General features: G+C 44.6%; 23 protein-coding genes. 5 read left to right on the forward strand and 18 right to left on the reverse strand.

What is annotated here, in order from left to right:
- Positions 1-57: 57 nt before the first annotated feature.
- Complete coding sequence (trxB, locus tag Q8W40_RS03960; RefSeq protein ID WP_305395973.1) at positions 58-1014, reverse strand: thioredoxin-disulfide reductase; 957 nt, start codon at positions 1012-1014, stop codon at positions 58-60.
- Positions 1015-1568: 554 nt separating this feature from the next.
- Positions 1569-3287 (reverse strand): hypothetical protein, encoded by a 1719-nt coding sequence (locus tag Q8W40_RS03965; protein ID WP_305395974.1) that lies wholly within the window; start codon positions 3285-3287, stop codon positions 1569-1571.
- A 367-nt stretch (positions 3288-3654) separates the two neighbouring features.
- Between Q8W40_RS03965 and Q8W40_RS03970 the strand changes: the two genes are divergently transcribed.
- Entirely contained in the window at positions 3655-4302 is a 648-nt protein-coding gene (locus Q8W40_RS03970) for a 2OG-Fe dioxygenase family protein (protein ID WP_305395975.1), read from the forward strand.
- 44 nt (positions 4303-4346) lie between these two features.
- Here the strand turns inward: Q8W40_RS03970 and Q8W40_RS03975 are convergent, their stop codons facing one another.
- Positions 4347-5171 (reverse strand): DUF2797 domain-containing protein, encoded by an 825-nt coding sequence (locus Q8W40_RS03975; RefSeq protein ID WP_305395976.1) that lies wholly within the window; start codon positions 5169-5171, stop codon positions 4347-4349.
- 410 nt (positions 5172-5581) lie between these two features.
- Between Q8W40_RS03975 and Q8W40_RS03980 the strand changes: the two genes are divergently transcribed.
- Positions 5582-6925 (forward strand): GGDEF domain-containing protein, encoded by a 1344-nt coding sequence (locus Q8W40_RS03980; RefSeq protein WP_305395977.1) that lies wholly within the window; start codon positions 5582-5584, stop codon positions 6923-6925.
- A gap of 65 nt (positions 6926-6990) precedes the next feature.
- On the opposite strand, the gene Q8W40_RS03985 is transcribed toward Q8W40_RS03980, so the two are convergent.
- From Q8W40_RS03985 to Q8W40_RS03995, 3 genes are all read right to left on the reverse strand, one after another.
- Positions 6991-7797: a SanA/YdcF family protein gene (locus Q8W40_RS03985; RefSeq protein WP_305395978.1), complete on the reverse strand. Its 807-nt coding sequence runs from the start codon at positions 7795-7797 to the stop codon at positions 6991-6993.
- Between the two features lie 13 nt (positions 7798-7810).
- On the reverse strand, positions 7811-8134 hold the full coding sequence (locus Q8W40_RS03990) for a DUF3392 domain-containing protein (protein ID WP_101111283.1): 324 nt from the start codon (positions 8132-8134) through the stop codon (positions 7811-7813).
- 117 nt (positions 8135-8251) lie between these two features.
- Positions 8252-9940, reverse strand: a complete 1689-nt coding sequence (locus Q8W40_RS03995; RefSeq protein ID WP_305395979.1) for an NAD-dependent malic enzyme — start codon at positions 9938-9940, stop codon at positions 8252-8254.
- Positions 9941-10176: 236 nt separating this feature from the next.
- On the opposite strand from Q8W40_RS03995, the gene Q8W40_RS04000 reads away from it, so the two are divergent.
- The 3 genes from Q8W40_RS04000 to Q8W40_RS04010 all read left to right on the forward strand — a co-directional run bounded on the left by Q8W40_RS04000 (position 10177) and on the right by Q8W40_RS04010 (position 14143).
- On the forward strand, positions 10177-12507 hold the full coding sequence (locus Q8W40_RS04000; protein ID WP_305395980.1) for a helicase-related protein: 2331 nt from the start codon (positions 10177-10179) through the stop codon (positions 12505-12507).
- Positions 12508-12650: 143 nt separating this feature from the next.
- Positions 12651-13376: a phospholipase A gene (locus Q8W40_RS04005; protein WP_305396308.1), complete on the forward strand. Its 726-nt coding sequence runs from the start codon at positions 12651-12653 to the stop codon at positions 13374-13376.
- Positions 13377-13756: 380 nt separating this feature from the next.
- Positions 13757-14143 (forward strand): transporter, encoded by a 387-nt coding sequence (locus Q8W40_RS04010; RefSeq protein WP_305395981.1) that lies wholly within the window; start codon positions 13757-13759, stop codon positions 14141-14143.
- Between the two features lie 112 nt (positions 14144-14255).
- Here the strand turns inward: Q8W40_RS04010 and Q8W40_RS04015 are convergent, their stop codons facing one another.
- The 12 genes from Q8W40_RS04015 to Q8W40_RS04070 form a co-directional block, all read right to left on the reverse strand.
- The gene (locus Q8W40_RS04015; protein ID WP_305395982.1) at positions 14256-15851 is read right to left on the reverse strand and encodes a BCCT family transporter; all 1596 of its coding nucleotides are present in this window, start codon (positions 15849-15851) and stop codon (positions 14256-14258) included.
- 314 nt (positions 15852-16165) lie between these two features.
- Positions 16166-16897, reverse strand: a complete 732-nt coding sequence (locus tag Q8W40_RS04020) for a glucose 1-dehydrogenase (RefSeq protein ID WP_305395983.1) — start codon at positions 16895-16897, stop codon at positions 16166-16168.
- Between the two features lie 18 nt (positions 16898-16915).
- Complete coding sequence (locus tag Q8W40_RS04025) at positions 16916-17386, reverse strand: GNAT family N-acetyltransferase (protein ID WP_305395984.1); 471 nt, start codon at positions 17384-17386, stop codon at positions 16916-16918.
- 136 nt (positions 17387-17522) lie between these two features.
- Positions 17523-18269, reverse strand: coding sequence for a 4'-phosphopantetheinyl transferase family protein (locus Q8W40_RS04030; RefSeq protein ID WP_305395985.1), 747 nt, complete (start codon positions 18267-18269; stop codon positions 17523-17525).
- A gap of 2 nt (positions 18270-18271) precedes the next feature.
- Positions 18272-19009, reverse strand: coding sequence for an SDR family NAD(P)-dependent oxidoreductase (locus Q8W40_RS04035; RefSeq protein WP_305395986.1), 738 nt, complete (start codon positions 19007-19009; stop codon positions 18272-18274).
- Positions 19010-19024: 15 nt separating this feature from the next.
- The gene (locus Q8W40_RS04040; protein ID WP_305395987.1) at positions 19025-19483 is read right to left on the reverse strand and encodes a hypothetical protein; all 459 of its coding nucleotides are present in this window, start codon (positions 19481-19483) and stop codon (positions 19025-19027) included.
- Positions 19476-20282, reverse strand: a complete 807-nt coding sequence (locus Q8W40_RS04045; protein WP_305395988.1) for an alpha/beta fold hydrolase — start codon at positions 20280-20282, stop codon at positions 19476-19478. Before Q8W40_RS04045 ends, Q8W40_RS04040 begins: the two co-directional genes overlap by 8 nt.
- Entirely contained in the window at positions 20279-21253 is a 975-nt protein-coding gene (locus tag Q8W40_RS04050; protein ID WP_305395989.1) for a polyketide synthase dehydratase domain-containing protein, read from the reverse strand. Before Q8W40_RS04050 ends, Q8W40_RS04045 begins: the two co-directional genes overlap by 4 nt.
- A complete protein-coding gene (locus Q8W40_RS04055) occupies positions 21253-22143 on the reverse strand; it encodes a hypothetical protein (RefSeq protein ID WP_305395990.1) in 891 nt (296 codons plus the stop codon). Before Q8W40_RS04055 ends, Q8W40_RS04050 begins: the two co-directional genes overlap by 1 nt.
- Entirely contained in the window at positions 22143-23432 is a 1290-nt protein-coding gene (locus Q8W40_RS04060) for a beta-ketoacyl-[acyl-carrier-protein] synthase family protein (RefSeq protein ID WP_305395991.1), read from the reverse strand. Before Q8W40_RS04060 ends, Q8W40_RS04055 begins: the two co-directional genes overlap by 1 nt.
- Positions 23429-24664: a beta-ketoacyl synthase N-terminal-like domain-containing protein gene (locus Q8W40_RS04065; RefSeq protein WP_305395992.1), complete on the reverse strand. Its 1236-nt coding sequence runs from the start codon at positions 24662-24664 to the stop codon at positions 23429-23431. The genes Q8W40_RS04060 and Q8W40_RS04065 overlap by 4 nt, the downstream gene beginning before the upstream one ends.
- 55 nt (positions 24665-24719) lie before the next feature.
- Positions 24720-25991, reverse strand: coding sequence for a beta-ketoacyl-[acyl-carrier-protein] synthase family protein (locus Q8W40_RS04070; protein WP_305395993.1), 1272 nt, complete (start codon positions 25989-25991; stop codon positions 24720-24722).

Consider the following 25991-nt stretch of genomic DNA (forward strand, 5'->3'; position numbering starts at 1 on the left):
AGTGGTCAGCTGCTCGATTAGATAGCGAGTCACTCAGAGAATTGGTCTGTTGTAGAATTAATCAGTTAGACCATCTAAGAATTTTTCGGCATCTAACGCCGCCATACAACCTGTTCCTGCTGAAGTGATTGCTTGGCGATAGTTGTGATCCATAACATCACCCGCAGCAAAAATACCTGGAATACTGGTTTGCGTTGCATTTCCTTCAAGACCAGACTTAACCACAATGTAGCCGTCTTTCATGTCTAGCTGACCTTCAAACATCGCCGTATTTGGTTGGTGACCAATCGCGACGAAAACGCCCATTACATCCAAATCTTCAGTTGCGTCTGATTGCGTTTCTTTAATGCGAACACCAGTTACACCCATGTCGTCACCAAGTACTTCGTCTAGGGTGCGATCTGTGTGAAGAACGATGTTTCCGCTTTCTACTTTTTCCATCAGGCGCTTAACGAGAATTTTCTCTGCACGGAACGTGTCACGGCGGTGAACAAGGTGAACTTCAGAAGCAATGTTCGATAGGTAAAGCGCTTCCTCTACGGCAGTGTTACCACCGCCAATAACCGCCACTTTTTGATTGCGATAGAAGAAACCATCACAAGTTGCACAAGCCGATACGCCACGTCCTTTGAACGCTTCTTCTGAGTCTAAGCCCAAGTATTTTGCAGAAGCGCCAGTAGAAATAATAAGTGAATCACACGTGTACTCAGCTGAATCGCCTTTCAAGCGGAAAGGGCGCTCGCTGAAATCAACTTCATTGACATGGTCGAACAAAATTTCAGTTTCAAAACGTTCAGCATGTTCTTTCATTCGTTCCATCAAATCTGGACCAGTTAGCCCTTCTGCGTCGCCGGGCCAGTTTTCTACTTCTGTAGTGGTGGTTAACTGTCCGCCTTGTTGCATACCAGTGACAAGAACTGGGTTAAGATTTGCTCGCGCAGCATATACGGCTGCGGTATAACCTGCAGGACCAGAACCAAGAATTAAAAGACTACAGTGCTTTACGTCGCTCATTAGGACTCCGAAATTTGAATAATTATTTTGGGTAGATTGTAAAAAATAGTGGGGACGAAAGAAAGTAATTGCAACGCAGTTAGGGCAATTAAATGGTTATAGATTAGAACGTATACCCAAGTGACCTCAAGATGCTGGATTCAGAGCCTCATATTCTGCCTCAATTCAAGGAAAAGAACGCAGTGGAATGACGAGTCCTTTCCAAGTTCTTTGACGAGGAAGTGAGGCAGAATATGGGCTCCCACGGGCGAGTTTAACTGGCTTTCATACTGCGTTACCGATTCTTGATTTAGAATGACTAGATCTTCATATCGGTGCCTTGCCTGAAAGCCAGTTAACTCTCGCTGAACTATGCATTTTGAGGTTACTTGGGTATATCTCTTATTTTTGGTTGGTCGGGGATGTTGTTTTTATCGAGCTAAAAAAAAACCACCAAAACTTGGTGGTTTCTTGTTCAATTAACGAAGCTTCTAAGGCATAAAAGCATCATTTTCTTTATAGTGAGCTGCTCTATGGCGAATTACTCTACAGCGAACTGCTTTTTAGAGATTGGCTTAGTAGCGAATGTTGCTCATTTCAAAAGCTAAGCCTTTGTCTGTCACATCAAACGTCATGTTCGCTTCGATATCATCTTGAATGAACGGCTCTAGTTCCGCAGGAACTGGTTCACCACTGCGTTCCATCATCTCAACAAACGGACCAAATAGTTTGCTGTAGTTGATGTAAGTGTTGTACAAGCCATTGGACTCAAGAGCTTGACCAAACAGGTTCGTCGCTGCTTTCGTTGCCGATTCGCCAGTATAGAACGACAGATGGTTGCCTTTCGATGCGACATAGACTGTACCAATGTCTGCGAATTGCTCAGCCAGTTGTGGCGGAACTTCAACCGGTGTTCCATCTGCTGGAATCTGGATTTGCGATAGGGAAGGTTCCATCATTTGAGCCGCTTGGAACAGTGCAACTGGGTTATCTGCTGAAATTGATACCGACGCATCCAGCATGTTCAGCTCTTCACCGTATTCGCCTTCACCAAAACCGTAATCAAACAGGTTGAAGCTTACACCTTTCAGACCATTTACAAAGCCTGTTGCCATACCAATCATCGCCGGGTTCGCCTGACGAAGACCTGCTTGCATTTCTGCTAGAGGGGCACAGCTGTATCCCGTCGCTAGGCTATCTTGCCAAATCGCATTCAGAGCTGGCGCCAATGTGTTCACATCAACACCCAATCCAAATGACAGCGCACTATTTTGTGTGTCATTCAATGCTGGAATAAAGCCACGGATAGACTTAAGTGCATCCAGGACAACAGAGTTTTTGCTCTCAACTAAAATATCCATGTCCATCGTTGTGTTTTCATTGATGGTTGCACCGAATACCGTTCTTGGCCAGTTTGCAGCAATACCAGCGATTTCAGTCTTGCATTGCTCCGATTGAACAATGGCCAACGGGTTCTCCGAAGACGGACTCTCTGCGTTGATTAGCTCACTAATTTTGGTGATGTGTTTCGCAAGCAAGTTGCCATCAGTTGTTGTGAAGCCGGTCGCGAACTGTTGATGATCTAGGTAACCAACAGAGTCTTTACCAAGCTCAGGATGCGCCGCAAGCATCTTGTTTATGGTGTCTGCTTGCGCCACTGACTGCACTGGTGCTTCAACACCCAAAGCAACCTTGAGAGGGCTTGTTGCCCCAAAGTCTGCAGAGTCTAGGGTAATGGTTGCAATGCCTTGATGAACAGCGACAACAAACTCAAGTTTTGTTTCATTGTTTTCTTCAGCCATGCTGTACGAGCGATAAGCCACATCGCCGACTTTTTTAGCAACATGCTTGAAATTACTGTCTGTTTCTACTTTATCGAATGTTGCCCAAAAGGCTTGTTCGTCAGCAACATCAAATTTAAACACAGGTGCTAAACCCACGAGGTATACATAGCTCGTTAGCGTGTCTGGCGCACCAAAGGCTGCTTTGTATGCTTCGCCACTTTGGATAGCTTTAAAGTAAGTATCGCCAAGCGTGATAAAGAAAGTCTCACGATTCGTCATCTGCTGTGGATCAGTTTCTGTTAGTTCCAGAATGTCATCCATTGAAGGGACGCTGCCCATGGAACCCAAAAATTTGTCCAGTTCCAGTGGTGTCAATTGTGCTGAAACAAACGCTGAATCAGACGGGATTTGATCTAAGACAGATACGGACTGAGATGCCTGCTGCTGGGTGTAAAGATATCCACCAGCTCCCACTGCAGCAATACCTGCAGCGATGACCAACTTATTCACTAGCCTACTCCTTTTATAAATATAGCGTCCGAGAATAGAACTTATTGATCTAAATAACAATCTGTTGTGCGAATAAAGTAGAGAGAAGTCAAATAGATAAGAACTGAATCACAATGATGACTTAATATTCATTTAAATCATAGTGTTACAACTATGCCTAGTGGAGAGTTTTGATATTGATAAACGACCAAGTGAATTGCTGGTTTATCTATCTTTAATTCGCGTTATGTGCAGTTCTATATTCTTTATTTGGTAATAAGGCGACATATGTGATGTGAAAAATTTGATCCAGCAGAATAAGTGGTCGATTCTTGATGTAAATAGTTTGTGAATGATGTGTAGCTAAAAAGCTTCTAGGAGCGTCACTATGTTTTCGCATGAAAGTACATTGCAAATCACTCAACTTAGCCATAATGCTATCGCTCAGTTATCTCCTTCATTTGATTCCTTACCTCATACAAAACACGCTGATGGAAAATATCGGCTGCGACGGTACTCTGTTGTTGAATTTCAGTTGAATAGCTTGAAAGAAGTGAATAGACACAACTTCGTGCAGTCGGAAAATATCAACCACTTTCAGGGAGATGTGATTCGTCAATTTGAAGGCATTGAGGCTGATACCTTAAGTGGGGATGCCATGCATGAAATGTGTCAGCTGTTTGTCGAAGCCAATGCGTTGCCCTGTGGTCAGGAAATCGAAATCCACCAGATACGCATCGCGACGGTTTTTGATGAAACGCCAGTCGCCCCGGAAGGAGTTCACCAGGATGGCTTTGATCATATTGCAATAGTGGGTATAGACAGGCACAACATCGTAGGCGGAGAGATCATGCTTTATCAAGATAACCATGAAGCCCCATTTTTTAGAAAAGTCCTAGAGAATGGAGAAATTGCGATTCTTGACGATCACAAGTTATGGCATAACGCCCAGCCCATTCGATCAATCATTCGTGATAACGAAGGTCATATGGACGTCTTTGTTCTAACTGCGACGGATGGCAACCTGGCTATGTAATCGAGAAAGCTGGAGAGCACACGCACTCCAGCTAACTTGTTCTACTAGGCTTCAAACGTGACTTCGTATGAAGTGAATTTACGAACGTTTATCACGCCCGTATCCATAATAAGGTACTGACCTTTAATGCCTTTGAGAACCCCCGTCACTTCTGGATTCTTGTCAAAATTATGAGATACGATCTTGGTTGGGTGCTCAAGTACTGGGTAAGTAATCTCGGTGGGAGCATCAACAAGAGGTATTACGGAGTCTTCACCATATTTCTCTTTAACTTGTTTGATGACTTCATTCGCATGAGGCATCAGTTCTTTAGCAAGTTCTTCTAATGGCAGTGGTTCAGCATCGCCTTTTAGAAGCGTCCGCCAGTTCGTTTTGTCAGCGACGTGTTTAGCGAGTTCCACTTCGATTAAACCCGATATATGACGATTCTTTACTTTGTAGATAGGCAGCCCTTGCGTGGCACCTTGATCAATCCATCGAGTCGGAATTTGCGTATGACGCGTAATTCCCACCTTCAAACTTGAGGTGTTTGATAGATAGACGTAATGGTCGACCATGCAATTCTCTTCGCCCCACTGAGGTTCTCGGCAAGTTCCCTCCTCGTAGTGACAAGTTTCAGGCTTCATTATGCACATATCGCAGCTTGCAAGCTTTCGCATGCAAACAAAGCAGTGACCCTGAGAGTAGCTTTTTTTGGTTTTCTTACCGCAAGAACTACAGAAAATGTTACCAGTGTGGGTGAGTTTAATGGGTTTTCCAATAAACGCATTTAGCCCAACCCGATCTTCGCCGACAGGTAGGGAATATTCGACACCTTCTGAAAGCTGAGAACTCAGCTTTTTCAGAGTACCTTTTGTATTGATTGACATGACATTACTCTTATTTGTTCACACCGTTACTAAGGGCTACAGACCCTAGGTGTGTTTGTTTTGTTTCTAGATTTTAGCAAAGTTATCAATTATCCCCGAATGGGATTTACAGGTATTACGGGAAGTCGACCTTATTTCCCTACACCAATTGGTGCTAAAGCGGTATAGGTTGAACGAAATCTAACCATTAATGTTCTGCGGGGCTCTTATTGTGTTTTGAGCTAAATATAGAATGGTGTTCTTTGTCATTGATTTTTATTGATGTACATCTTTATTTACTAAATTATGACTTCATTTTCACCATAAAATACGTGCTTATAAGTGCAGTTATGGTATCTTGCACATATGCATTATTGTGTGACTCCAGTTCCATTTTTATAGGGTTTTACACATGTAATATGAGGTGTAGCATGAATAGAAAGCATCAAATGAGCTTTGTACAAAAAGTTTTTTTGGTGTTGTTGTTTGGTACATTGTCGGTGATAACACTTTATTACCAATTTGGGGATACGCAGCGCCTAGTAATTTCGCCTGAACATTTTGCCTTTTTGTCTACAGATGACAGGCAATCAGGTGGCTCTACGGAGTCGAGTATGCAGGTGGAAGGGCATCAAGCGCATCTTCAATGTCAGTTAAAACGGAGTGAATATGCATGGCCATATTGCTCGGTTTCTATACAGCTTTCTAATGATATAACGAAGGGAATCGATTTATCTAACTATCATACAGTTAGGCTGAATATCGACTACCATACTAACGACCCAGAAGCCCGATTAAGAGTGTATTTAAGGAACTATAACTCAGCCTATTCAAGGGCAGATAACGAGTATTCCGTTAAATATAATGGTTTAGAGTTCGCTCCAGGCGTCGGGAAAGGCGCACTTGTTATTCCGATGGAGAACTTCCAAGTAATGACTTGGTGGTTAGCGGATTTTGATACTGATATCGAGCACGCTGCTCCAGAATTCAGCAATGTGGTGTTATTTGAGATCGCGACAGGTTCACACACAGGGCTTGGTGAGCATGACATCAAAATATATAGCATAGAATTCGAAGGGCATTTTGTTGATGGAGAAAAGCTGATGCTTACTTTGGTACTGATATGGACGGTACTTGGTGTGGCACTCTTTTGGTTCGATCACAGTAGAAGCTTGACAGCCATCAGCCAAGCGAATGCACGACACCTCCACCTGAAGACGGTTAATGACCGGTTACGTCAACAAAACACACGTTTTGCCGAAATGGCGCAAGTTGATGCTCTGACTGGGGCAAGGAATCGCCATTCAGTAAGAAACTGGTTGGATAACGCTGCCAAGCAGACGGAAGCCGGCTTAGATACATTGTCGATGATTTACTTGGATATAGACCATTTTAAGAGAATCAACGATACCTTTGGTCATCAGATTGGGGACGACATATTGAAGGAGTTCGTTCTTGTGGTCAGTGCTGTTATCCGACCTAGTGATCACTTAGTGAGATGGGGAGGAGAGGAGTTCATTGTATTCTGTCGAGATAGCGGATTGGAACAGGCTCAAGAAATTGCTGAGCGCATCCTATGCAATGTTAGAGAGCATGTTTGGCTTCACGGCGAACCGTTAACGTGTAGTGCGGGTGTGGCAGAGATGGAAAATGAAAGAATGACCGAAACCATGGCCAGAGCCGATGAAGCGTTATACCAAGCCAAGCACCTAGGACGTGATCGAGTTGAAGTTCACTTTCGGCGCTGTGAGATAGCATCAGAGCAGATCGGTTAGCGCAAACCCAATGAACTCAGGCTCATATTAGTAAATATTGTATCTTAGAGCTTAGAGCTTAGAGCTTAGAGCATAGAGGGCTCAGGCGAGCCCTCTTTTTTGATTTCTTTTTCTAGAGTCTCTTCTGATGTTTGTGCGTTGCCTACTTGCTCTGAAGAGTGACTATCGAGAGGTGGGATAGGTAAGTGTGGACCTTCGATGTTTTCAATTGGAACTTTAGGTCCCATGAACTTAGGTTGCTTATCAATAATATAGAGATCGATTAGCGCGTTTGCTCTCGCAAGCACTTCTCTTATACGAACAAACCAGCCACCCGATCCAGTGGGCCCCGGTACTGCCAAGCACACAGCCTTTATTCCATGATAATTGGCAATATACAAAGCACGCTCGCAGTGGAATGCTTGCGTCACAATTATAAAATCATCAGCATCAAAAATGGCTTTTGCTCTTACTACTGAGTCTAGAGTTCTAAAACCAGCGTAGTCGAGGTAGATGGCATCTTCAGGAATACCCGCTTTTAAAAGATCCCGCTTCATGGTCCATGGCTCATTGTAGGAGCGGTGGGCGTTGTCGCCACTCAATAAATAAGACGACACCTTTTTATCCAAAAATAATTGAATAGCTGTGTTGATGCGGTGGGTGTAAAAGTCGTTGAGGGTTCTACCAATGTACTTACTAGTACCTAGAACCAGTGCGACATCGTGATCGGGAAGCGTTTCAGGTTCAAAATACACTTGCGATTCGGTTTGCCAACTTATCCAGCGATCAATGAAAATGAGCGTGCCGAGTAAGGTAATTCCAGACAGTAGAATGACCAACGCTGCTCTGCGAAGCCATAAGATAAGTGAAGATGGTAGAGAGAGTTTCAGCATGCTAGTTCCAATATCAAACCTGCCGATTTCGCTGTGCCCAGATACCCACAAGAGTAAACCATAATAGTAAGGCTATCACTAGCCAATCACGATCAAGCCGCGTTAGCCATTGTGAAAGAAGAGGAGACATTTTCACAATGAAAAAACCAAACCCAAATGCATTGATAGCAATGAAAGCAAAAGTTCGTACGATAAAGTGATGGCCAGAAAGTACGCGGCGCATAACTCGGTTAATATCCGAACCAAACACCACCAATCCACAGGCAATTACGGCTGTGGAAATTTCAGATAGGTAGGGAACCAGTTTCGTTCCTAGAGTGGTAAGTATCTCTAACATAACCACTAATCTTACGGTTTCATGCTAAAAAGAAAAGCCCATAAAGGGCTTTTCTGAATGAAACGTGCATTTGTGCCGACAATTTGTGTAAATTGACTAGAAACTCATCAAGTTATGTTAGAACGCTGTGCGTTTATACTTACGGTACACTGGTTGCCAGAAATGTTGGTTAATGGCTTTTTCTAGGGCTTCGTCTGTAATTTCTAGTGCAACACCCTGCTCAATGGCTTTTTTCCCAACGGCGAACGCAATCTTTTTGGAAACCATATGGATTTCTTCCAGTGGAGGAAGCAATGCACCAGTTCCTTGTTGGGCTAGAGGTGAACATTCTGCCAGCGCTCGGCTTGACTCCATGAGCATTTCATCCGTCACACGTGACGCAGAAACCGCAAGAACGCCCAAGCCAATTCCAGGGAAAATGTAGCTATTATTGCACTGAGCAATCTCAAACGTTTTACCATCATGAATCACAGGAGCAAACGGGCTTCCAGTTGCAACGAGCGCAGCGCCATCCGTCCAGCGAATGATATCGTTTGGCGTCGCTTCAACACGGCTTGTAGGGTTCGAAAGTGGGAACACAATAGGGCGATCACAACCGTCATGCATCGCTTGAATAACTTCTTTGCTGAATAAGCCCGGCGCACCAGAAACACCAATTAATACGGTTGGCTTGGCATTTTTAACCACTTCCAATAGAGAGAACCCAGCGTCATCAGACTCCCAATCTTTAGTATTGGCATCTTTTTGAACCAAACGCTTTTGGAAATCCAGCAAGTTTTGCATGCCTTCTTGAAGCAAGCCCCAACGGTCGACCATGTAAACTTGTGATCTCGCTTGTTTATCGGATAGACCTTCAGAGACCATTTGAGCAATGATGGCTTCAGCAATCCCGCAGCCAGCGGAGCCTGCGCCTAAGAAAGTAATGCGCTGCTCAGAAAGTTTGCTTCCAGCCGCATGGCAAGCCGCTATCAAAGAACCTACTGTAACGGCAGCCGTGCCTTGAATATCGTCGTTAAAGCAGCAAACGCGATCTTTATAGCGCTCTAGAAGAGGCATTGCATTCTTTTGTGCAAAATCTTCAAATTGAATCAATGCATCTGGCCAGCGGCGCTGGACGGCTTGCATAAATTCTTCAACAAATGCGTTGTATTCAGCACCAGTGATACGAGGGTGACGCCAGCCCATGTACATTGGATCGGCAAGACGTTGAGGGTTGTTAGTACCAACATCCAACACGATTGGTAAAGTATAGGCTGGGCTGATACCGCCACATGCCGTATAAAGCGCTAGCTTACCAATAGGGATACCCATGCCACCGATCCCCTGATCACCCAGACCAAGGATTCGCTCGCCATCTGTCACTACGATCACTTTTACATTGTGGTTGGTGGCATTGTTGATCAAGTCATCAATTCGATCACGGTTCGGGTAGGAGATAAAAATACCTCGACCGCGGCGGTAAATGTTCGAAAAATTCTCACAAGCCGCACCAACTGTCGGCGTATAGATGATTGGCATCATCTCGCTGATGTGATTTTGAACTAAGCGATAGAAAAGGGTTTCATTCGTGTCTTGGATATTACGCAGGTAGATGTGCTTATCCATATCACTTTCGAAGTTTTTATACTGTTGATATGCGCGATCAACTTGTTCTTGTATTGTTTCGGTCGATTCCGGCAGCAAACCTTCAAGGTTAAAAGAAATGCGTTCTTCTGCGGAAAAAGCACTGCCTTTGTTTAAAAGAGGCGTACTCAGAAGAGCTGGACCCGCGTATTGGATATATAAAGGGCGTTTATCGTTATTCATTAGTGACTCGGTAAGACATGTATCGGGCGTAGATTGAAATGATAGCGGTTTGGTTACATTCTTGTAAACCGAACTTCTCTAATTCGCTAATTAATTAGCAATAGTTTGAAGTTTATGTTCCACAAACTACTATTTGGAGCTCACAAAAGCGCAACGTGCTTTCTCCATGTATACCACTTAGGTTTGGGTATATACTCTGCGCCATATTTTCAAATTTCTCTAGACGACCTTTTCACATGCTTCCAATCGACGCGATAAAACCTGAATTTGATTCTTTGATAGATCAGCACCATTTAGTTGTTGAGGCTGAAACCGGATCAGGTAAATCGACTCGGTTGCCGCTATGGGCTGCAAAATTTGGTCGAATATTGGTGGTTGAACCAAGGCGAATAGCGTGTACCTCACTGGCTGAATATTTGGCGAAGGAAGACGGAACAAAGCTTGGCGACAAGATCGGCTATGCAATCAAACTGCAAAGCTTCTATTCCGAAAACACTCAAGTAGTGTTTGTCACACCTGGTGTGGCGCTGCGCTGGTACTCTGAAAACAAACTGAGTAATTTTGATACGGTGATGGTGGATGAATTTCACGAAAGGCGTTGGGATACGGATCTTCTTGTTTCTATATTACGCCGTGAAGAGCAGCATCGCTTGATTGTTACCTCCGCAACTCTAGAGTCCCAAAGATTGGTTGATTACATAGGCGGAAAACGAATATACGCTGAGGGGCGTGTGTATTCTGTGAGTGTTGGTTATCGCGCAAAGGATACAAGGCACTTACCCGATATCAGGGGGCTCGAACAAAAAGTGCGAACCGAGGTCGAGCACTGTTTACAAGAAACCGAAGGTGACATTCTTGTTTTTTTACCGGGTAGAAAAGAAATCACACAATGCCAACAAGCCCTGTCTAGCCTAGATGATGTGCTTGTTACGCCTCTTCATGCTTCTGTATCGGATACTCAACGCGAACTGGCTTTGAAGCGACAGGACCAGCAGAAAGTAGTATTGGCAACCAACGTAGCAGAAACCTCACTGACCATTCCCAATATTTCGGTGGTGATAGATAGCGGGTTGGAAAGGCGGACTTTGCAAAGAAATGGTCGAACGGTACTTAGCTTAAAGCACATTTCAAAAGCGAGCGCGAAGCAGAGAGCGGGGCGGGCGGGGCGCGTTCAAGACGGTATTTGTGTCCGGTTGTTCGGGGAGCACGCGCCACTCGATGCAGCAACACCACCAGAATTGCACCGCGAAGAGCTCACCGAGGCGATGTTAGCCAGTGCCAGTTGTGGGTATCCTTTAGACACATTAACCTTTCTTGAACCACTACCAGAAAAATCGGTCGCACAAGCCATTGAGCGACTCACGCAAATGGGCGCAATTGATGATCAAGGTGTAATTACCACTCATGGCAAAATTCTCTATCCACTTCCTATTGATGCATTGTACGCAGATTTACTGACTCGTTTACCCACCAAACCATTGCGCGAAGCGATGGTGGATCTAAGTGCTGTCTTATGTACACCAGCGCGCCTCTTCAAGCTGCCAGAAAGTGAAGACAAGTTAGAAAAACTCAACCAATGGGAACCCAAAGGCTGCGACGCACTCACCCTGATCAAACTTATTCGCGGAGAGTCATGTGATGCCATTTTTGTTGATGCGCAAGTACTGAGCGAAGCACAAGCACTAGCGAGACAAATGCGGGATGCGCTATCGCTACCCGATTTAGAGGTTGCGTCTCGGTTCGATTCAAACGTATTTGTAAATGAAATCGCGCGGCTTCATCCCGAGCTTGTTTTTGTTCGTAGAGAGAAACGTAGGCAAGCTCTGGGCAATGGCTACAGTGAGTTGACGGTCGGAAGGGATTCGCGATTTCCCGATACAGCAGAAGTGGCAGTCGTACTGGATCAGCACAGCTTACCGGGAAGAGGGGTCAAACAAACGCTAAACCTCGCGACCATAATGTTGCCCATGGCGATGAAGCAAATAGAAGCGCTGGATATCGGAGAGTGGGCAAATGGCGACATGATAAAAATTGAAGCAGAGTGGGTTACACGCTCTCAATATCTCTACGCAGGTCGGGTAATTGCCGAACGTTTGAGTGAACCACAAGGTGTGGAATCGGTTGCCAATGCCCTTATTCAAGGCAAAGCGTGGAAAGGGTTTGCAGAAAAACTCAAAGCGGATATCGCGGCGTGGAACTTGTACAAAGCACTGGAAAAAAACAATTCCGAAGACAAAGTAGAAAGTGCAGCGTGCTGGCTAGAGCAACAGTTACGAGACCTCGGCGTTGAAACACTTGCGGATCTTGAATTACTTGATCCGGAAGATATTCAATTCGAAGGTATTCCATATTGGGAAAGAGAGGATTTTGATGAAAAATTTCCAACTCTTCTCAATATCGGCGATTTGCAACTGACCGTAGAGTATTTCCCAAGTAAAAAGCTCGTCCATGTTTTGTACCTTCGCGGTCTAAGAAAAGGTGACCCTAAACGCTGGGAGTTGCCACGTTGGAGCGGATGGCGTGTGCAGTATCGCAAAGCCAGCCGAATAGTTGATATTAAAAACTAAGAGCTATTTTATTTGGGGTTTTGGCGTAATCTTTGCTTGTCTACTTGAAAACACTAATAAAAAGACAAAGGTTGCCGCCTGTGCAAAAACCATTATTCGCCATTGTTGGAATTTCAATATCAATCGCTTTTTCTTGTCCGTTGATGGCTAAAAGCCTAAGTAGTATTTCTTCCTATGAGGATACGTATGTTATTGGAAGTTATACCAATGACATCAATAAAGCAGACTACATAGCGGGTGGGTTTGAAGGTGCCGGAGAGCTACAATCACTTGAGGCGAAGTTTAAGTTTTCCTTTTCATTTCCTTTGCTGCAATTTACCTCAAATTCATCCTTGGTAGCCGCTTATTCTCAAACGTCATTATGGCAAGTAGCGAACAATAAAATTTCCTCTCCTTTTCGTGAAACAAACTACAAGCCGCAAATTTTTGTGATGTATCGTCCTGATCTATTCATCATCAACAATATTGAGCTAGGTTATAAACACCAATCTAATGGGCAAACTGCGTCACTATCTCGCAGTTGGGATAGAGCTTACCTCGCTCTTGAACTGCTTGATGGACCCTTTGAATACGGCATTCATGCTTGGTCTGTGTTCGGTCGGACAGGTGAAAACCCAGATATCGCAGAGTACTACGCGCCATGGAATGCGTGGATGAAGATTCACTCGACCTTTGGTGTCTTCGATTTAAGCGGGTTTTACAATTTTGATACAGATCGAAGTGGTGTTGAAGCTGGGTATACGTTCTATATGAATGACTTTGTCGGCTTATATACCCAGGTTTACCATGGCTACGGAGAAACGTTGATTGAATACAACCACAGCCACACTCGAGTTGGGATTGGTCTTAAACTGGTTAATTGGCAATAAGTTGTCTTCATTTAGTTGGCTAAGTTGATTCACCAGCCAAGTAACTGACAGGATTCCAAATCTTTTCCTTTGATTCATTTCAACTATGTTCATATTGTGTAAATAACCGTACTTTTTTATAGCCTTTTCTTGTGAAATAAGGTCATAACAGACGATTGTTTTATATCATATTGCTATATAGCAAATTGTGGTTAATAGTGAGTTTATATGCAATTCCGTAACGGTTTAGGTGGTATTGCTAATATGGCGTTAGGGTTCGCTTGACCCAGCCAAAACCTTTTTGTAATACATACCAAAAGGTGACAAACAACGATGCAAAGGCGTTGTGTTTTAAGAAATAGTCTTCGGATATTTCGCTATTCTCAATGTCGGGGGGCATTATGGATAAAACTAAAACGGCGGACATTGTTTTTGATTACACCACGTTTTTAGGTGTAGTTTGCCGCAGGAAATGGACATTTTTGGAGGCGATTCAGTCTTTCGCGCCGATCTTTGGCGTGGTGTGGAAAGACAGCTTGAATCAAATGCAAACTCCGCAAGATAGAATCTGGGATCAGGCTTTATCTGCAATGTCTGCTCAAAATAGTGATGAAACAAACCTTGTTAGGTTAGTGAAGCTGGCAAGAGCTGAAGGGATCGAGAAAATTACTCTCATTATGCCTTATGAACTAGAACAAGAGCAGAAAGCCAATATAGGTAAGAAGAGTCACTCGGTGATCACGGATCTGAATGAAGACCAGTTTCTAATCGTGTTGGAACAAGAGTAAATTTCAGGCACCTGAGTGCTTAATTGAATGCATTAGAAAGAGAAAACCCCTGAATCGAATTCAGGGGTTTTTATTTGGCTAAACAGACTCTAGAGTGTGTTGGACCAGCACATTACAGAATGCCTTGGTCTTTTGCCATCTTATGAGCGATTTTAGGCGCTTGCCACAAACAAGGCACTAAGATGAACGATGCCGGAACCGCAGTGATCACGATGAAAGACTGCAATGCAGATATTCCCCCTTGACCGAGAGATATCAAGACAATCGCCATTGAACCCATTACTACGCCCCAAAATGCACGCATCATTGCATTTGGTTCTGTGTCGCCAGTAATAACAACGCTGATTGTGTAAGTCATTGAATCACCTGTTGTGATAATGAACGTTGTTGTTAAAACTAAGAACAAAATAGCGATCAATGTTGAGTAAGGTAACTGCTCAGTAATAGCAAGTAATGCACCCGGTAAGTTGAATCCTTCAAAGCCAGCTTTAATCACACCAGGGTTTGCCAACTCAAACGCCAATCCGCTACCGCCAACAATACTGAACCAGAAACAAGTGATCAGTGGTGCAGCAACACTTACCGCAAGAATCAGCTGTCGAATAGTGCGACCTCTAGAAATACGAGCAATAAAGATTGCCATCATTGGTCCATAACCAATAAACCATCCCCAGAAGAAAACGGTCCACCAACTCAACCAGCCTGTGTCGCCTCGGAATAAAGCCATAGGCACAAAATTATCGATCATGGTTGCCATACCTTGCATGTAACCATCGATGATAAAGCTTGTTGGACCCGCAATAAGAATAAAGAAGACTAACGCAACGGAAAGAATAATGTTGTAACGGCTAACTAATTGAATACCGCGGCTGAGCCCACTCAATGCTGAAAGGGTATACATAGCCATGGCAAAGAGAATAACCATAGTTTGCGTAGCAAAGCTGTCTGGAATGCCAAACAACGCGTTCAGCGCGTAGCTTACTTGTAAGCCAAGGAACCCAATTGGTCCAATCGTACCAGCGGCTACAGCGATAATACATACCGCATCAATAGCGTTGCCTAGCTTGCCGTGAATCGCTTTGTTGCCAAAAATTGGGTAGAGCAGCGTACGTGGTTTAAGTGGCAATCCTTTCTCGTAGTGAAGGTACATCAACACAACTGACGATAAGCAGCCCAATATTGCCCAAGCAAGAAACCCCCAATGCATGAAAGATTGGGAAAGGGCGTTTATCGCCATATCTCTTGCTGAAGATTCATCAAATATAGGTGGCGCAGAAACGAAATGTGCGATGGGTTCAGCAGCAGCCCAGAATACTCCACCGCCAGCCAGTAGCGTACAAAGTACAATAGAAAGCCATTTGAATGTGTCAATTTCAGGCAGAGCGAGACCACCTAAGCGCACATAACCCGTTTGACCGAGCGCTAGCACTAATCCAATTACAAAATTTACCAGCAATAAGATTTGCCAGAATGCGCCAAACCACTGAGTGGCATAGGTGAATCCAGAGTTGATTATAGATGACAGTAGTGAAGTGTTAACGAGAGCAAGCAATACAAACATTAAAAGGAAACTTCCGCTCAGCCAAAATACAGGGTTGTTGAATCCAAGTTTCTGGAGGGTTGTACTGGCATGTTGAGCAGATTGAATCGCTGAGCTGTCAGCCTCTGCAATACTGGGCTGTTCAGGACTCAGGATAGTTTTAGACATATAATTTTTCGCTTTTGAAACTGATAAACCAAGCATTTCTACGGCGATGAAGTTAGGTACGTTCGCCAGTCGATGCTCTAGAAATTCGCCCACATATGTATGTGACGAGTCCAGATAAGTGGTTGATATCAGATTGTGAGTTTCCCTCACAGCGAAAAATAACTGTGAGGTTGATCATAAAAGCGTGCGATCCTATCACGTTAAGATTACAAAATGCAGCAGAAATCTTACTCATTTTATTTACAGAATGGATGATTTATTTAGGGTCTTTTGCAGTTAGAACTAAATGACATATCGTACTGCCGCATATTGGGTCATCGCCCACCAGCAATTTCTGTAAATGAGCCAGTAACATAAGAAGCTTCATCAGATAGTAACCATGCAATTGCATTGGCCACTTCTTCTGGCGTCCCTCCTCTTTGTAAAGGCAAAGAAGAAGCGAGACGATCAACACGACCGGGTTCGCCACCATCGGCATGAATATCTGTGTAAATGAGCCCAGGACGAACGGCGTTAACGCGGATGTTCTGAGCCGCAACCTCTAAAGAAAGACCTTTGGTTAACGAATCGACCGCGCCCTTGGAGGCGGCGTAATCCACGTACTCAAACGGCGCTCCCAACCTTGATGCAGCGGAAGAGACATTTACAATAGCCCCACCTTCAACCATGCGTTTCACCGCTTCTCTACAACATAAGAAGCAGCTGGTGGCGTTGGCTGCCATTACTTTGTTAAAGCGTTCAAGATCCATATCCACTAGGCGAGATTGGGTGAATAGAATTCCGGCGTTGTTGACTAAGTGAGTGAGCGTTCCAAACTCTCTTTCTGCGGTATCAAATAAACGAATAACGTCGGCTTCAACGGATACATCGGCGGCGCACGCAATGGCTTTGCCTCCCTCTTTTTCAATCAGCTTAACGGTTTCGATGGCTTCATTTTGACGCGTTCGATAATTCACACATACTCGATAGCCTTTTGAAGCCAATAGGAGAGAGGTAGCTCTTCCGATACCTCGGCTTCCACCCGTAACGATCACAACCTTGTTCATATGTATTCCTTAGAGTTCTCAAGAGGTTTTTTCAAGCAAATCTTTTGTCATGAATTGGCTGTTCGGGTCCGGTTGGTAGTCAGCAAAAGGTGTGCAGTAGACAAATCCATTCTTTTCATACAAGGTGCGAGCGGGTTTAAAAAAATCCATAGAGCCTGTTTCCAAACTGATCTTTTCGTATTTTCGATCTTCCGCCACAGAAAGCAAATGTTGTAATAAGTTTGAGGCCACACCTCGATTTCGAGCTGTTTTAGCCGTACGCATAGACTTCAATTCCGCATGGGACGAATCAAGTTGTTTTAAGGCTGCACAGCCAAGTAGCTCGCCGTTGTCCCATGCCGACCAAAACGTAATCTCGGGCTTTTTTAATGCGACTAGATCTAAGGCGTGGACACTTTCTGGCGGAGACGTTGCGTACATATCATCTAAGTGCTCATTGAGAAGAGCGACGATTTCTTTACCGTCTAATTTGTCGATTTTGATTTCCATATCTTGTTGTTTCTTATTTCTAAATGATAATGAATACTATCAAATATGCCTTTAGGTGAGCAAGAAAAATGAGCTCCACCAAATGAATGTAGAGCTCATTAGGAATGAGACGACTTACTGGTGCGATTATTCAATATCACGATTGAGGAATGAAACTCATTATTCTGACATCATTTAACTGCGCGTTACTCGATACTGCTAAACTCGCATGGCGAATAGGCGACCGGATCAAATAACTCCACCATTGCTGAGTCTGCTTGGTATAAGTAATGAGTGAGTTGTTGCTAATACTATCTGTATTTAAACCGTCTTTACTTAAGCCATCTCTACCTAAGCCATCTGTATTTAGGTCGTCAGAGTTGAGGCACAAGTGACGACAGCCATGAATTAGCCCTTCGCCAGTCGCTTTTAGCAGTGATTCTTTTAGTGCCCACAAATGGTAAAACTGCGTGGCATTCTCAACACATTCGTTTTCGTGCAAAACACTCCTGGCTCTTCGTTTCCATTTAGATGCATGGTTGTGAACAGCAATATCGAGACCTATTTCAGTTTTGGAAGTAACGGCAACTAACATTATTCCTTGGCTGTGCGACGCATTAAATTGCAGAGATTCCTTATCCAAATAAGGCTTTCCGAACGTTTTCTTCAAGACAACATGTTGGCTTGGCTCTCTATTGATATACATACTTAATACATGACGCTGAAACAACTTACTGGCAGCGAATTGCCATCGTGCTATTTCTGGCTTCAATTGAAATTGCGTGCGCTCAGACTTCGACAGGTCATTAAGCTTTGAGAGTGTCCAATTCTTGCAAGGAATCCACAACCAAACGTCGACAGAGTTTGGTTGTGGCGTTGCCATAGGATGAGTGTTTGACTCCATGGCTATGCAGTTTTGGTCGTCTGAGTAAATCCACCATCCAAGACGATATTCTGACCGTTACTCAGTCGCTGGTATCTTGCAAGGCTAACGGCCAATTCAGCGACTTCATTTGGTTGAGCAAACCGCTTTAGAGGAATGCGATCAAATGCGCCTGGTTGTTTATACCAAGGTGCCTTTTTTATCATCTCTGTGGCTACCGGCCCTGGGGAAATCGCATAAGTTGTTAAGGTTTGGAGAGCGGTGGGCGGAGTACTGGCAAGTTGCTTTGTCCATTCAATCAACATTGCCTTAGCAACGGCGTAAGCACCTTGACCGGCCCTTGGCCGTACACCGGAGATGCTAGCCATATTGATCACGCAAGGCGCATCCGATTTTTTAAGTAATGGGGTGCATTGCGTAAACATATCTTGAGCAGAATAGAAATTGGTTTGAAGTACCGATTGCCAGTCTTCCATTGATGTTTGGGGGATGAGGTTATCTCGAAGTATTCCAGCGTTATTCACTAGAACATCGAGTTTATCTATTGATCCTAGAGCCTTCAGTGTTTGCGCCTCGTTATTGATATCGAAAATAATGGGAAGAACAACAGCGCCATCGGCTTGCAGTGAAGCAATTCGCGATTCTATTTCTGGTGTCAGTGTTCTGATATTTAGGTATACCGCGTAATCACATTGAGAAAACTGCTGCGTGATGGCCATTCCGATCCCTTGCCCTGCGCCTGTAATTAATACCGTTTTCATTTTATGCCCTTAATCCTACAATAATTGGTCATTTACAACATTCCATTGCACAGACTGCGCGGTTAGGTATTCGCAGCCTTTGAGTTCAAGTAATTGAAAATAAGTGCTTTTGTCCATTGCTTTATCACTACTAATGAAGTTGATTCGAGCTTTTTTCCCCGCAAGCTCCATTGCTGCAATTTGGCAGAGCGTTTGAGCTCCCTTTTGAATGATGGCGTTGTCGCTCTGTCCCCAGTGGACCCATACTTGGCAACCGCGTTTTCGCATTAAAGGGCGATAGAGCTTGTGGAAAATTTGGAACAACTCATTCAACGCATTTGCGTCGCTTTTTCCTTGGTAGCTCAAAACTATCGGCTGTTTTGTTTCGGCCAGCGTTTTGACTACTTCATCGGGTAGGTCTTGTTCGGCTGAGACAGGAAACCTTTGTAATTGCTGCTCAGCGTTGGTGACGTACAAACAAAATGGATTAATCATATTGGGACTCCAGAAACGCGCGAATGGTTTGGTTTACGAGTGCGTGCGCTTCGATGTTCGCGGCATGTGTGTCTAGCGGTAGGCAAGCCCACTCGAATGTAGAATTCGAATCGACAAGCGCTTTTTGTAGCTTGGGCGGGCAAATAAAATCGCCCTCAGTTCCTACCAATAATGCGGGTATTGTTAATGGCAGTGGATCGACATTCGAGCGGTCACCGATCGCGTTTAAAAAAGCAATGACTGAATGCCTGTTGTGGTTGTATTCGACATATCGCTGGACTACTTGCGTTTGAAAGTCCTCTAATTGTTCCAAATAGTCATCGCTAAAAAACCAAGAGTATGTCCCTTGGAATATGGTGGCGAGCGGCACATCGGTTTCCAGCATATGTTTCACGCTGGCCATCATTTTTTTGCCTTTCATCGATATATCGATTGCCGAGTTCACCATCACAAGCTGACTAATAAGGCGAGGATTTCGTTTTGCCAGCTCCAGCGACAATATTCCACCAAATGAGTATCCGACTAACGTGATGTTCGGCAGTTGTAGTTCTTCAAGTAACCCCGCAATAGCATCACACAATTGATCGTATGAGAACGTGGAAGATACGCGTGATTCGCCGCATCCAGGGTAATCAATAAACACTTGCTTGTGTTCTTTCTTAAAAAAAGGAAAACGACTTTGTTTGATCCAAGATGGTTCCCCGTGAAAAATACCATTTAGGAAAACCAGCGTTTTTTCTGCGTTCTGGTTGCCTTTGACTGCATAGCTAAGCTCAAATTTGGGGGTGGTGTACTTCACAAGGTTACCTCTTCATGTCGATATTGCTTGAAATCTTCTAGGAGATTACGAGCTTCAAAATGTTTATGAGGAGCGCGGCGCAGTGTCACACTAGAGAGCCAAGCAACGTGTTCGCCATTCTCTTTTGTTACGCAAAATCGCGATTGTTGGTCTTTGTCATCGACCTTATCAACAAAGCCACGCATGGTGTATTCAGTGTCGGCTGAGAAAGACGTTGGGAAATAAGCACCTTCCATTTGAACAGGCAGTTTGGCGTGAAACTGAGGTTTGGTCGTGCTTTCAATTTGAATGCAATTAAGAACAGAAAGTTGCAAAACGGAATCGAAAGCCAAAGGTGATAACCAGAAACTCAGACCAGGCTGGATGGATTGCCAGTTTTCCAATTGCGCTAAATTGAACTTTCCGGCAATGCCTTCCAGTTCATCGTCCAGATAGATATCGCCTGTAATCGTTTGAAATAATGGTCCATGAGTTGGATGGAACGTTTGGTAGTAAAGCGATTGTGGTAATTTCAGCGGGTTTAGTGCTTTCGGTTTATCGCTATGATGACCGATCACATGCTGGCTTTGAACGTCAATGGTAGCCGTTGCGACGACACAATCTTTACGAATTACTTTTCCGTTTTTGTTGGTTAAGTCCATCGTTAAGCTGAGCTCGAATTTTCCCGCACTGTTTCTGAAGCAATTCACTGAGAGTGATTGAGTTTGACCAAAAGGAATGGCGATGCCGCGAAGTTGTTCGACCTTTTCGATATACAGCGGAAAAGGGTTGTCGACATCGGCGCAGTGCGCGGCTGTTTGTACCAGCAGCTCTGTTGTATACGCAAATGGAAATAGGCAAAGGCGATTAAACACATGATGTTTTAAAGCCACCATTTTGTTGGGGTCGATGGTTATGTTGAGTTGTACTCGATCTTCCGTCTTTTGGATGGAATCAGCCCAATGAATGAAAAAAGGCGTTGAAGTCGTCATTAGTTGCGTTTCTCCTGCAATTGGTAGTTCTTGAATTCCACAATTAGGCTCATGTCTGAGCTATTCCACACAGTAACGTTTACGTGACCGTCATCCTTTCCTCGGGAGACTTGTGTAATGAGGAGTGATTCTTTTACAGGACCATAAAATCTCATCGATTCAATATCGGCTGGCCAGGCAGGTCGATTGGTCAGGTAAGAATAAAAGACGAGGTACTGCACGCCGGAAATGGCACCATGAGCAGGCGTGGCAAAGGTGATATCGGCACTGCTGCCAAGGTAGTAATGCAGGCTATCTTTAAGGTCGGAGTAACCGTCTAAGCAACATTCCGTTGGCGACCATTCGTAGCAAAAATTCGTTGTGGCAAACAGCGAACCCATAATGGCTGCGGACTTCTTACGGAAGTTATGTAATACCGATATCTCGATGGGCTCTACATCAGTCGGTTTATTGTGAGTAGGAACGTTATCTCGCTTGCATTCTAGTGTCGCAGTGAGGGCGAGTACGTCTGCGCGAATGACGCTTCCGCCTTTAGAGAGTTTGTCGCACCCAATCGATAAATTGTAAATGTCTTCTTGTTTGCTCCATTCGATGTACAGTTTGTTATCGATGTTCTGCTGAACTTGGATAAAGCGCCTAGATTTGATGTTGCACAGTGAGAAGCTTTGAATGTCGAGTTCCCCGTTTTCAAATTCTTCAATAAACGGGCTTTGTTGTAATAGCGCAACCGCGTATTCCAGCAAGAAAACCGTTGGGATCACTACCTCACCGCTGATTTTGTGTGAATACAAATAGCGATGTTCGGTTAAATTGATGTTCAGAATGCTGCGCAGGGTTTGATTTTCAAAATATTGAGATTCAAGGTTATTTTGTATCAGGCTAGAGGTCATTATGATTCTCCAAACTTAGAAAATATGACCGTGGCATTTTGACCACCAAAGCCGAAGTTATTCGACATCGCGTGGCAAACTTCCAACTCTCTCTTGCCTTCCGCGACATAATCCAAATCGAGTTCTGGATCGGGCGTTTGGTAGTTGCGTGTGCCGTGTATCACACCATCGCGCATGGCGTTTATACACGCGATGGCCTCTAATGCGCCAGCTGCCATTATTCCGTGTCCAATCATGGATTTAGTTGAAGAGACAGGAATATTGTAAGCATGCTCACCAAACACCTTTTTAATCGCATTGGTTTCTGTTTTGTCGTTCATCTTGGTGGAGGTGCCATGAGCGTTGATGTAGTCAATTTGCTCAGGTTTCAGCCCAGCAGTATCCAATGCGCCTGTTAGAGTCCGGCACGCTGCTCTTCCTTCTGGGTCTGGGTCTGTAGCTCGATATCCGTCTGTATAAGAACCATATCCCGTTACTTCCGCTAAAATGTTCGCGCCTCGTTTTTGTGCTGACTCTAGTTCTTCTAGGATGAGCACCCCACAACCACTTCCCATAACAAAACCGCTTCGTTCGGCGTCGAAAGGTCGGCAAGCGGTATCTGTGTCTGGATTGGTCGTGAGTGCACCAATACGGGTGAAGCCGATCATGGCATTTAGGTCGAAATCGTACGCTCCGCCAACAATGGCAGACGTCATTCGACCACGACGAATTTTCTCAAACGCTTCGCCAATGGCATTGTTACCCGAAGCGCAGGCGGTCCCGACGCTCAAGCTTGGACCTGTAAGGTCGTAATAGCGTGAGGTAAAATGATTAATGCTGTCGGTATCATCGACTTGCGTTCGAGCTGCAAGAGCAGGGCATTGCCGAAGCTCTCTTAGCCAAGCTTCAAGATCGACCTCACCGTTACTGGTGGCTTTTGCAAAAGTGGGTAAATAAATATCGACATCCATTGTCGCGCTATAGGGGCGGTCAGCGATCATACAAGCGGTGTCTTGATAGTTCGGGTCTGAGAAATCAATCCCCGATTGATTGACGGCTTCTTCAATAGCAAGGAAGAATTTTTTAATGGATGGATCCGCCGTGGAGATGGATGCTAATTTCTTGTTCGCAACAATGTGCTTTTCCATTGAAGGCATCGTGGCTGCAATAGATACGATGTCACCGCTCACTGGCAAGTGGTTGATGGATCTGACGCCATTCTCACCAGCCAATAATGATTGCCATAAATTTTCTGACCCTGCGCCAAATGCGCTGACGGCTCCCATACCGGTTACGACCACGCGTTTCATGATTCTGACTCCTTGTTTATCAATAAGCTGACTTCATTGCCGAGATAGTCAATGTGATGGCAAATGATCTGTTTTAGCGATATATCTTTGCGTAAATGCGAAACGTAATTCAGACCACTATTCAATGGCTTACGTTCGATGTTCAAAACAGGAGCAAGGTATTGGTGTTTTAACTGCAAACAGGCATAAAGTAACGAGCAACCTCCGGCAGCACCGTAGGCAAATCCGGTGTAGTCGTTTGAGCAAACAATCGGGACTTCACCACCAAAAACATTAAGTGCGGCTTGTGCTTCACATTCGTCTAGCTCTGGAATGCCAGAGAGAGTCAGTTGGATGGCATCGATGTTTGATGAATGGGTATTCGCTTTGTGTAACAGCTTTCTGAAGTGCGCTTCAATGGCAGCAATGGTGCTCTGTTTTGGTTGCTTAAAAAGCTTGGGTAAGTAATTGTTTTGATAAGCGGTGACTTCACCATAATGATCGAGACCACGCTGACTCGCAATGTCACCGTTTTCAATGACAAAACTAACCCCAGCTTCAGCAGATACAATGCCTTCATCGTTCAACGTTTTAGCGACAGGGTGTTTTTGTTCAAGCCTAAAAGTATGGTCGAGCGAGGCTTCTGATTCTGAAGCGCCAGCAAGGATACGGCTAGCACGTTCATCTTGAATGGCTTCCATCGCTTCACCTACCGCCATGACGGCTCCAGCCGGACCATTCACAATGCTGTAACTCATTCCACGTAGCCCATATTGAATAGACACTTGCCCGCCAGTCGTATTAGGTAGGCGAGGTAAAATCCATAGGGGAGGGAATTGTCGATAATGCTCCAAACCTAACGATTCATAGTTGACGGAAAGATCATCGTTCAAGCTTGCAAGATAGGGCGATGTACTGTTTTGAAATCCTTGGCAGAAAAAAGAGCCGTAGATGACACCACTGGTTTCTTCATATTGGGCAAGTTGGTTGGCATCCAGCTGCGCATCACTAAAAGCTAATGCCGCACTTGATACACCGAGCTTAACTTGGGGAGTCATCATTCGAATGGATTTTTTGTCTTTGATAAAATCGCGTGGATTGAAATTGGGCACAGCGCCAAGCGGATAGGGATAAGTGTCATCATATCGAATCCCAGTTTCGGCTTGCTGATGGCCTGCTAAATGTTCTTCTAGGGTTATTCCGAGCGAAGTAAACCCGCCCAGTCCGGTAATAACCGCAACAGGTGTTGGCATGAGTATTCCTTATTTTACGAGACTAACTAGCTCTGAGACGAAACAGAATCCTAGGCTAAATTTGAAAGGAATTAGCGTGTTCTGTGTCTGCCCCAGGTATCGAATTGCGTTCAAATATTAAAGTGGTGTTGGATCCTCCTATCCCACTTGAATTGTTCATGCAGTAACGAAGAGGGTGGGAAATCGGGGACTTCCCAACCAAATTGATATCACATGAAGGATCGAGGTGATCGAGATTTGGGTTGGCGTGCAATGTCTGGGAGATAAGGCTTTGGACACACATGATGGACTCAATTGCGCCGCTCGCTGCTAATGTATGCCCCAACATTGCTTTACTGCTGTTGACTAATGGACAGCGATTTTGAAAAACATCGTTAATCGCTTTCGATTCTTCTTTGTCGTTGGATAGCGTTGAAGTGCCGTGTGCGTTGATGTAGTCGATTTGATGTGGCTGCAGGTTGGCGTCGGCAAGTGCACCACGCATCGCTTTCGCTTTTCCTTTCGGGCAGGGATCGGTCATCCTGAAGGCGTCCATTGACGAAGAGAAACCTGCGACGCTAGCCAGTATTTTGGCGCCTCTTTGAATCGCGTGCTCTCGCTTTTCAAGCACCAATGCACCTGCGCCTTCTCCAAGCACAAACCCACCTCTAAGTTTGTCGAATGGCCGCATGGCGCGAATCGCATCGTCGCTTTTAGAGTGCATGTTGAGTTGACTAAATCCCGACAGAAACGAAGGTGAAAGTCGGCTATCAGCACCGCCTGCAACCATAACAGTTGCCTCGCCAGAGCGAATCATATTGTAAGCTTGCCCAATAGCCAGGCTGGCGCTAGTGCATGCATTGACGATGGTGTTTCCATAACCAGTGATCCCAGTCGCAACCGAAGATTGAGCAAGTACAATGTTTGGATAGGTATCGAGAAACCACTTTGGATTTCGTGAAGCGGGAGGAGTGGGCTGATGCTCATCGCACAGCGAGACGCCTGTTCCGACGATCATTCCTGAAGAGTGCCTCGGTAGTGACTTATGAGAATTGAACCCCGCACCTTCAAGTGCGCTCAGTACAGAATGACAGAACATTGAACTTATTCTGCCCATGTTTCTCAAGTTTTTTTTATTGATATTCCAACTTCCATAGAAGTTGGAAAAATCAAACGAGTCTTTGCAAGAAGCCAGCAGATGAACACCATGACCAGACAGCCAGTCTTGGTGGCTGATTAGTTTAATTCCGGATTGGTTATCTAGAACTCGATTCCATACGTCCGGAACTGTGTTTCCTAATGATGTATATAAACCCATTCCAGTAATGACGACATCTGAAGGTTTCAT

Source organism: Vibrio penaeicida (assembly GCF_030689305.1).
Classification (GTDB): domain Bacteria; phylum Pseudomonadota; class Gammaproteobacteria; order Enterobacterales; family Vibrionaceae; genus Vibrio; species Vibrio penaeicida_B.